General features: G+C 43.9%; 7 protein-coding genes and 1 pseudogene. 3 read left to right on the forward strand and 5 right to left on the reverse strand.

The annotated features are described in order from the left end of the window. Both Q4B82_RS08675 and aphA read right to left on the reverse strand, forming a co-directional pair. Nucleotides 1-131, reverse strand: a 131-nt coding sequence (locus tag Q4B82_RS08675; protein WP_303066067.1) for a GTPase, incomplete at its 3' end; no start/stop codon positions are given. Nucleotides 132-262: 131 nt separating this feature from the next. Continuing rightward, nucleotides 263-994, reverse strand: a complete 732-nt coding sequence (gene aphA, locus Q4B82_RS08680) for an acid phosphatase AphA (protein ID WP_303066061.1) — start codon at nucleotides 992-994, stop codon at nucleotides 263-265. A 150-nt stretch (nucleotides 995-1,144) separates the two neighbouring features. On the opposite strand from aphA, the gene pdxH reads away from it, so the two are divergent. Continuing rightward, nucleotides 1,145-1,777 (forward strand): pyridoxamine 5'-phosphate oxidase, encoded by a 633-nt coding sequence (pdxH, locus tag Q4B82_RS08685; protein ID WP_303066062.1) that lies wholly within the window; start codon nucleotides 1,145-1,147, stop codon nucleotides 1,775-1,777. 86 nt (nucleotides 1,778-1,863) lie between these two features. On the opposite strand, the gene Q4B82_RS08690 is transcribed toward pdxH, so the two are convergent. The 3 genes from Q4B82_RS08690 to Q4B82_RS08700 all read right to left on the reverse strand — a co-directional run bounded on the left by Q4B82_RS08690 (nucleotide 1,864) and on the right by Q4B82_RS08700 (nucleotide 7,923). After that, nucleotides 1,864-3,276, reverse strand: coding sequence for an efflux transporter outer membrane subunit (locus Q4B82_RS08690; protein ID WP_303066063.1), 1,413 nt, complete (start codon nucleotides 3,274-3,276; stop codon nucleotides 1,864-1,866). A gap of 127 nt (nucleotides 3,277-3,403) precedes the next feature. After that, a complete protein-coding gene (locus Q4B82_RS08695) occupies nucleotides 3,404-6,667 on the reverse strand; it encodes an efflux RND transporter permease subunit (protein WP_303066064.1) in 3,264 nt (1,087 codons plus the stop codon). Nucleotides 6,668-6,681: 14 nt separating this feature from the next. Continuing rightward, nucleotides 6,682-7,923, reverse strand: a complete 1,242-nt coding sequence (locus tag Q4B82_RS08700; RefSeq protein WP_303066065.1) for an efflux RND transporter periplasmic adaptor subunit — start codon at nucleotides 7,921-7,923, stop codon at nucleotides 6,682-6,684. A gap of 212 nt (nucleotides 7,924-8,135) precedes the next feature. Here Q4B82_RS08700 and Q4B82_RS08705 point away from each other — a divergent pair, with 212 nt between their 5' ends. Both Q4B82_RS08705 and Q4B82_RS08710 read left to right on the forward strand, forming a co-directional pair. After that, nucleotides 8,136-8,771 (forward strand): TetR family transcriptional regulator, encoded by a 636-nt coding sequence (locus Q4B82_RS08705; protein ID WP_303066066.1) that lies wholly within the window; start codon nucleotides 8,136-8,138, stop codon nucleotides 8,769-8,771. A gap of 272 nt (nucleotides 8,772-9,043) precedes the next feature. Then, nucleotides 9,044-9,415: pseudogene (locus tag Q4B82_RS08710) on the forward strand (transketolase); the annotation flags it as partial.

A 9,415-nucleotide genomic window follows, 5' to 3' on the forward strand; every position in this document is an offset into this window, starting at 1 on the left:
ACAATGCCTACATTGGGTTCAATGGTGCAAAATGGGTAGTTTGCCGCCTCAATGCTCGATTTGGTTAAAGCGTTGAATAAGGTGGATTTTCCTACGTTTGGCAGACCAACGATGCCGCATTTTAAACTCATAATTTACTTTCATTTACAAAATTTGAAAGCACGATTTTAACACAAAGGTTGTTTACAAGAATGAATAAGAATTAAAAAGATTGCTCTTAATATAAAATTAAGAGCAATCTTTATTGGCAAAGTTTCAAACATCAATAAGATGAATCAACCACAACTTCTTCACCATAGCCACCATTAATGGGCAATGGACGATTGGTACTTGTTTGCGTACGAATCACACGAATGCCACGAATACCTGCTTCACGCGCTGCCAAAATATCATCATTGCTGTCGCCGTAATGAATTTGTGATTTGTTTTTAACAATATAGTATGTTTTATCATACTGATAAGGTTTAATGGGCGTATCATGTGTGTAATTCACAGCTTGCATGTTTTTGACATTAAATGTGCGCTCTAAAATTGTCGCCAGAACATCAAGGCGTGTAGGCGTATTGTTGGCATGAGCTGTGCGTCCCGTAATAAAAATGACTTGGTCTCCACGTTCTTGGTGCATCTTAATTAATGCAGCAGCTGATTCTTTTGGGATAGAACTGCGGTCACAACCATCTGCAACATAATTCCAAAATGCTTGATTGTGTAAATAATCGTAGCTATTGGGTGAAAAAGTTTGACGTCCATAGTAAAAACAGTGAGAAGAAACCAAAACGGTATCATCAACATCAAAACTGACAGTAATAGGTGGTGTGTTTTTCAAACTTTCGCGAATTTGTTCCACCGTTACCCACTTAACTTGGTCAGTATGCTGCATATTGATTGCAGTAACACCCTTATGGGTATAGTCCACTTTTGGACCTTTTGCCATTGCAGATAAAGATGTTGTAGCCAGCAAGGTAAGAATGGTTGTTTTGCATAAAAAATTCATTATTAATCACTCCAATGATACGTTTTTTGAATTTTTAAGCCATATGAATGGCACGTTATAGACAATATTATTTTAATCATTTTTTGCATACTTTGAAAGAGTCCTGTACGATGTACATCAAAGTATAGTCGTTTCAAATAAAGGGAAATCATGGATTTACATCACATACGCCAAGAATACAGCCAACGTGAACTCTCTGAGAATGAATGCGCGGCTGAACCATTGACCCAATTTGAACAATGGCTTAATGAAGCAATCATCTCACAAGTCAATGAACCAACGGGCATGAATGTGGCAACCGTTGGCACAGATGGTCGCCCCAGTGCAAGAATGGTGTTATTGAAAGAGGTGAATGAACAAGGTTTTGTTTTTTTTACCAATTATCAAAGTCAAAAAGGGCAAGCCCTGTCGCATAATCCCTTTGCTGCCTTGACTTTCTTTTGGGCAGAATTGGAACGCCAAGTGCGCATTGAAGGACGTGTTCAAAGGCTGCCTGAAAATGAATCCGATGCTTATTTTGCAAGTCGTCCTTATACCAGCCGTTTGGGTGCTTGGGCAAGTGAACAAAGCCAAGTGATTACAGGCAAAAGTGTTTTGGTAACAAGAGCAGCCATGTTTGCTGCTAAACACCCTTTACACGTTCCTCGTCCACCTCATTGGGGTGGTTATGTGGTTCTGCCTGACAGTGTGGAATTTTGGCAAGGTCGCCCCAGTCGTTTGCATGACCGCATTCGTTATCGTTTGCTTGATGGCGTATGGTTAATTGAACGGCTTGCTCCTTGATGTGGTATCTAAATTGAACCACATAAACAGGCTGCCTGAAAACTTACACGGTTTTCAGGCAGCCTGTTTGTTTTACTGTTGTCTGTTTAATGCTGTGTTTCTGATGTGTGTCGTTTCAATCCACCCCCCAATACTTTATACAAATCAGCAAGATTGTCTGCCAACGTACGTTCTGTGGTCAGCAAGGTATTGGCAGCATTGTAGCTGCTGCGTTCTGCCTCCAATAAATCCAATGTGCTGGCAATACCGTATTTGTGGCGTAAATGGGTTAAGCGCAAGGTTTCATTGTAGGCTTTACTTTGAGCCGTGTCCGATTGATATTGACTGCTCAATGAAGCACGCGCAGTTAATGCGTTAGCAACATCACGAAATGCACTTTCAACAGCTGCTTCGTAAGCTACTATCGCTTTTTGTTGTTCAATTTTGGCTGATTCCAAGCGTGCGCTGTTGGCACCAAAATCAAAAATGGGCAGCGATAAGCCACCACCAAATGACCATACTTTATTGGCAGATTGGAATAGATTGTCCAACTGGCTGCTGTTTAAACCCAAGCTACCTGTTAAGCTGATTCTGGGAAAAAATGCCGCACGCGCAGCACCAATATTGGCGTTGTGTTGCTTTAATGTGTGTTCGGCTGCAATGATGTCGGGGCGATTGAGCAATAAATCAGAGCTTAAACCTGCTGGCAAATGACGAATGGTAAATTGTTGGTTTAAAGGCAATGGCTCGGGGAGATTTTCAGGCAGCTTATCGCTGATTAAAAGCTGCAAGGCATTACGTGCTTGTTCTTTAGCTTGTACAGCGACCGCATAACTGGATTTGGCTTGTTCAATTAAGGCAGTTTGTTGATGCAACTGTAAGGCAGAAATCACGCCTGCTTTATGGCGCAATTGGCTTAAACGATGGGTTTCCTCACGGCTTGCTAATACGCGTTGCGCCAATTGCATGGCATTTTGTGCGTGTATTTCCGCGAAATGTGCTTTAGCAACGCTGGCAATCAGGCTTAATTGTGCGGCATCACGGTTGGCTTGAACAGCAAAGTAGTTTTGTAATGCGGCTTGACTGCTGTTGCGAACACGTCCCCATAAATCCAATTCAAAACCTGTAACACCCAAACCGACATTGTAGCTTTCGCCTATCGCTTGGCTGCTGCCTGCACGTTTTGCTCCTGCTTCTGCACCTAAATTAGGAAGCAGTGCGGAACGCGTGATGGCATAAGTGGCACGAACTTGTTCAGCGTTTAAAGCTGCCGTACGCAAATCTGTGTTGTTTTTTAATGCCAATTCAATCAATTGATGCAGTCTTGGGTCAGCAAAATAATCTTGCCAGCCCAATTTGGCTGCCTGAAACTGAACTTGACCTTGTGCAGTATCGTGTTGAAATGTGGTGCTGGGTAACTGGATTTGGGGTTGTTCGTATTTAGGTGCTAGATTACACGCACTGAGTGCCAAACTGATGACACTGGCTGTGAACAACGGTTTTATGAATAAGGTTTTCATGAAAAATCCTTGTATGGGTTTCAGTTAGCCATGAGGCTGCCTGAAACAATCTCATGGGTTAGTGATGTAAGTATATATGGTCTTTCAGGCAGCCTCTGTATAAGACGATAAGGCTGCCTGAAAAGGTTTAACGGCGTTTATCCAAGTCCTCTTCCCATTTATCGTCTTCTGCAACATGAATGGGAACATGGTGTTCCATTGCAAATTCCACTTCATGTTTGGTCGGTGGGAAAATTTTGCGAATGGCAACATAGAATAGTGGTACAAGGAAAACCGACAGGAATGTACCAATAAACATGCCCCACAATACCGATGTACCAATGGCACGTTGGCTGGCTGATGATGCACCTGTTGCTAAATAAAGTGGTATCACGCCTACAATAAAGGCAAATGAGGTCATCAAAATCGGACGCAAACGCAGTTTTGCGGCAACAAGTGCTGCCTTAACCGTGTTCATGCCTTCTGCCTGCAAATCTTTAGCAAATTCAATAATCAAAATGGCGTTTTTCGCGCTCAATCCCATAACGGTAATCATGCCCACTTGAAAATAAATATCGTTCAGATACAAATCGCCCACCATGGCTTGCGGTGGCATTTTGCCCAAACTAATGAGTGCCATTTGGAATGCCCAATCCACGAAATTACGTAATGCAGCACCCAAGCCTACGCCCAAAATACCCAATGGCACAACCAAGAGTACGGCAAATGGAATTGACCAGCTTTCGTACAAAGCAGCCAACACCAAGAAGACAAAAATCAAGGAAAAACCATACAACAACATGGTTTGTGCTGAACCTTTGGCTTGTTCGCGTGATTGTCCTGCCCATTCAAGGCTAAATCCATCCATCTCATCTACCAAACGTTGCACTTCTGCCATTGCTTCACCTGTGGATTTACCATTGGCGGGCGAACCTGTGATTTGCATAGCAGAATAACCATTGAAGCGCACGGCTTGCTCAATGCCATTGACCCAAGAAACATGGGCAACAGTTGCCAATGGTACACCGACGCCTTGATTATTCGGTACAGTTAAAGCCAATACATCTTCAGGCTGCATGCGATTTTTGGCATCGGCTTGCACAATCACACGTTGCAAACGACCATTATTCGGGAAGTCATTGATGTACGCCGAACCCATTGCCATACCCAACACTTGTCTGATAGCAGTTAAGCTGATGCCTTGTGCTGCTGCCGCTTCACGATTGATGTCAATTTTCAACTGTGGTGCATCTTCCAAGCCCAATGCACGGGTATTTTGAGCATTGAACATCTGGCTATTTTGACGCATTTTTGCCAATAATTCATTGCGTTTGGCAAGTAAGGCTTCATGACCTGCGCCATTTCGGTCTTGTAAGTAAAAGCCAAAACCTGAATCGTTACCCAACTCCATAATCGGTGGTGGATTGATGGAAAGGGCAAAACCATCTTCGGTCTTCGCCATCAAGCTACCCATGATTTTTTTGGCAACCGTATTGGCATCGCTGCCTGCACCACGTTCATTCCATGGTTTGAGCATGGCAAAACCCATCGCCATATTTTGACCACTACCTGAAAAACTGAAACCCGATACAGTAATGATGTTTTTCACTTCGGGTTGTGCCAAAGCAATGTCTGTCATGGTTTTCAATGAAGCATCAGTACGCTCTTTGGTTGCACCTGCTGGCAGTTGCAAACTGGTCATTACAAAACCTTGGTCTTCGGAAGGAATGAACGAAGTAGGCAAACGCATCACAGAATATACTGCACCTGCCGTTAAAGCCAAGTACACAATACCCATAACCAAAGTACGGCGCAAAATGCGTCCTATCCAGCTTGAATAACGGCGTGTGAGTTTATCAAATTTGCGATTAAACCAGCCAAAGAACCCTTTTTTCTCGTGGTGGTGCTGTCCTTTAGGAATGGGTTTAAGCATGGTCGCACACAAAGCTGGTGTGAGCGACAAAGCCAAAAATGCTGAAAAACCAATCGCAAATGCCATCGTAGCGGCAAATTGATAGTAAATATTGCCTGTTGCACCACTAAATTGCGTCATTGGCACAAACACAGAAATCAAAACGGCCGTAATACCAATTACCGCACCCGAGATTTGACTCATGGCTTTTTTGGTGGCTTCCTTGGGACTTAAGCCCTCTTCTGCCATAATGCGTTCCACATTTTCCACGACCACAATGGCATCATCTACCACAATACCGATAACCAAAACCATTGCGAACATGGTCATTACGTTAATGGACATACCCAAAGCCGAAATCGCGGCAAATGCACCCAAAATAGAAATGGGTACAACAATCGTGGGAATCACAGTATAACGGAAGTTTTGCAGGAAAATGAACATCACGATGAACACCAAACCCACCGCTTCCACCAAAGTGCTGACCACTTTATTGATGGACAATGCCACAAATTGCGAAGTGTTATAAGGTGATTTCCATTCCACCCCAGCTGGAAAGAAAGGTTTAAGTTCATTCATTTTGGCTTCAACCGCTTGTGCCGTCGCTAAAGCGTTACCACTATTGGAAAGCGAGACTGCCATACCTGTAGTAGGCACACCATTCAAACGGGCTTCTGAACCATAGCTTTGACTGCCCAACTCAATGCGTGCCACATCTTTCAAATACACATTTGCGCCATCAGTTGTGGAACGCAACATGATGTTGCCAAATTCTTCAACAGTTTTCAGTTGCCCCTCTGCGGTAATGGTGGCAGTAATTTGCTGATTTGAATCAGCAGGTTGTGCGCCCAAAGCACCCGCAGAAATTTGAGCATTCTGTGCAGAAATCGCTGCCGACACATCAGCAAACGACAAGTTATAGCCCTTCAATTTTGCAGGGTTCACCCAAATCCGCATGGCACGTTGCGAACCAAATAACTGTACGCTACCTACACCTTCAATGCGTTGCAATTCCGGAATCACATTACGCTGTGCGTAATCCGACATATCAGCAACACTCATGGTTTTCGAAGTCAGCATCACAATCATCAAAAAGTTGGAACGCGCTTTAGAAACCGATACACCGTTTTGTTGCACTGCAGAAGGCAAAAGTGGCGTAACCTCTGATACCTTATTTTGCACATCTACTTGGGCAAAATTTTCGTCTGTTTCAGGCGTAAAGGTCAGTTTAACTGTACCCACACCATTGGAAGAAGCAGAAGTCTCAATCGTATCCAAGCCCTCTACGCCCATCATATTGCGTTCCAAAACCGCCAATACACTGTCTTCCAAAACCTGCGCTGAAGCACCAGGGTAAGTTGCAGTTAAAGTAATAGTTGGCGCAGCAACCGATGGATATTGTGCAATTGGCAATTTGCTGATGCCCAACACCCCTGCAATCATAATGAAAATGGCGACTACCCAAGCAAAAATAGGGCGTTCAATAAAAAATTTGGCCATCAATCATACCCCCATTATTGCGCCACAGAAGCCGCTTGGCTTTCTGATGCCGCTTGCACCACAGCAACACTTGATGCTGCCTGAACAGGTTTAGTATTGATGCTTTCAGGCAGCCATTCTTTTGGCGTAACCTTTTTTGCCCCCATTATGCCTGCAATCATCGTGCCATTCACAATCACTTTATCGCCGGCCTGTAAACCTTTTGTGATGACCCAATTATTGCCTTGCTGACCTGCAATGGTAACAGGACGTGGCTGCATTTCACCATCAGGCGTAACCACCAAAACCACATCGTTTTGACCGCGTGTAACCGCCTGTTGCGGTACTAAAAAAGCATTATCTATGCTGGAGAAAGGCAATTTCACACGCACATACAAACCGCTCATCAGCACCAAATCAGGATTGGGTACAGCCACACGCAAAGTAATCTGTCCAGTATTGGCATCAACCACAGGATTCACAAACAACAAACGCCCCTTATGTTCATATTCGCTGCCATCTTCCAACACAATGCCCACTTCAATATTTTGATTGACTTTGCGCTCATTATTGGCAAACTGACGGCGCAATTTCATGATTTCGCTTGCCGATTGCGTGATGTTCACATACATTGTGTCATTTTGCTGAATCAAAGCCATAGGTGTTTGACCCGCTGCAACCAACGCCCCTTCGCTGATTTTGGATTCACCAATCACACCTGAAATAGGCGCCACAATGCGTGCATGGTTCACATTCACTTGTGCAGCACGAATGGCTGCTTGTGCCAACTGAACTTGCGCTTCGGCAGAACGTTTTGCCAACAATGCCGCATCGTACTCTTGCTTGCTGATGGCATCAGCAGCCAATAGGGGTTGATAACGCGCCAAATCGGCATTAGCTTTACTTAATGATGCTTGCGCCGTCAATAAACTGGCACGCGCACTGGCTAAATTTGCCGCATAACTTGCGTCTTCCAACTGATACAAAGCCTGTCCAGCACGCACAAACGTCCCCTCTTCAAACAAACGGCGTTTCACGATACCACTAACCTGTGGCACGATGGTTGCAGAACGCACCGATTCCAAACGTGCGGGCAAATTATTTTCCAAGACAACGGTTTGAGGTTGAACCGTAACCACGCGTACTTCTGGCACAGGAGCCTGTTGCGCTGCCTGCGCTTGTGCTGCTACCTTATCATCTTTGCCACACGCACTCAAAGCCAAAGCTGTTGCCAACGCCAAAGCCCCCATGCGCCAAGTTGAATTGAATGATGTCATACTTTTTCCCAATATAATTGATGATGCTGTTGTGAAAATTTTAAAATTCATTTACATCTGAAATAATGTGAACAGGCTGCCTGAAAGCAATAAACTTTTCAGGCAACATGATGTGTTTAACAATGTAAAGTGTGCTATTATACATACACCGATGAATGGAAAGCAAACTTTTTCTATTCCCCAATCCAAACACAAATTCAATCCAAAAAATCATGAGAAAAACCAGAGAAGAAGCCGAAAAAACCCGACAACAACTGCTTGATGCCGCCCTAGATGTGTTTTGGCTGCACGGTGTCAGTCATGCCACTTTACAAGAAATTGCTCAAAACGCTGGTGTAACGCGTGGCGCACTATATTGGCATTTTAAAAACAAGGAAGATTTGTTTGAAGTCCTATTTGAACAATGCTACACACCCTTTTTGCAAAAATTGCAAACTGCAGCCCAGCAACCAGAACAGGCTTTAACACATTTGCGTGGCGTTTTTTGTGAATTGTTTGACCTACTGGAAAATGACACACGACAACAAAAGTTTTGTAATGTTATGCACCTAAAATGTGAACACACCCCCAAAAATGCCCCGATTACCAAATTGGCAGAAAACTATCATCACCGTTTTCATGAAGAAATCACGCGCATTTTGCTGCTGGCACAACAGCAAAACAGCCTGCCTGAAAACATAGATATTGACAAAATTACCTTATATTTAAAAAGTAATATCACAGGTCTGATTCTATTGTGGTCCAATAAACCCGAAAACATCAAATTAAGCGAAATGGGTCAAATGATTGTGGACACCACCATTCATACCTTGCAAAATTCACCCCAATTTCTCAAGCAAACTGCCTGAAACTCGTGCTTCTGCTTTTTCAGGCAGCCCATAATGAACACACTCAAACAGCTTGAAAACGGTATAATGCCCAGCTTCATTTACCCCATACCAATTTAAATAACCACATACTTTTATCCTGTTTTCAGGCGGCCTTACAATACATCAATAATCAGAATGGTGTATTTTAGGTTATCCATATTTAAGCTGCCTGAAAGCCTATTTTTTAATCACTTACCCCTTAACTTGCTGTTTCAACATTGTTTCAATTACCTTAAATACAAGGAAAAATCATGCAACCCACCCAAACCGCCAACGCAATCCGTTTCTTGTCTATGGACATGGTGCAACAAGCCAATTCGGGACACCCCGGTGCGCCCATGGGCATGGCAGACATGGCAGACGTGTTGTGGCGCGAATTTTTGCAACACAATCCCCAAAATCCCCAATTTTTCAACCGCGACCGCTTTGTTTTGTCCAACGGTCATGCCAGCGCGTTGTTGTACAGCGTGTTGCATTTGAGCGGCTATGATTTGTCGCTTGATGATTTGAAAAATTTCCGCCAACTGCACAGCAAAACCGCAGGACACCCCGAATACGGCTACGCTGCTGGCGTGGAAACCACCACAGGCCCACTCGGTCAAGGCATTGCCAATGCGGTGGGC

This window comes from Alysiella sp. (assembly GCF_030525755.1).
In the GTDB taxonomy this organism is placed as follows: domain Bacteria; phylum Pseudomonadota; class Gammaproteobacteria; order Burkholderiales; family Neisseriaceae; genus Simonsiella.

Bases quoted from the DNA above. Each gene is read 5' to 3' on its own strand.
- aphA (WP_303066061.1), bottom strand. From the start codon at position 994: ATGAATTTTTTATGCAAAACAACCATTCTTACCTTGCTGGCTACAACA.
- pdxH (WP_303066062.1), top strand. From the start codon at position 1,145: ATGGATTTACATCACATACGCCAAGAATACAGCCAACGTGAACTCTCT.
- Q4B82_RS08690 (WP_303066063.1), bottom strand. From the start codon at position 3,276: ATGAAAACCTTATTCATAAAACCGTTGTTCACAGCCAGTGTCATCAGT.
- Q4B82_RS08695 (WP_303066064.1), bottom strand. From the start codon at position 6,667: ATGGCCAAATTTTTTATTGAACGCCCTATTTTTGCTTGGGTAGTCGCC.
- Q4B82_RS08700 (WP_303066065.1), bottom strand. From the start codon at position 7,923: ATGACATCATTCAATTCAACTTGGCGCATGGGGGCTTTGGCGTTGGCA.
- Q4B82_RS08705 (WP_303066066.1), top strand. From the start codon at position 8,136: ATGAGAAAAACCAGAGAAGAAGCCGAAAAAACCCGACAACAACTGCTT.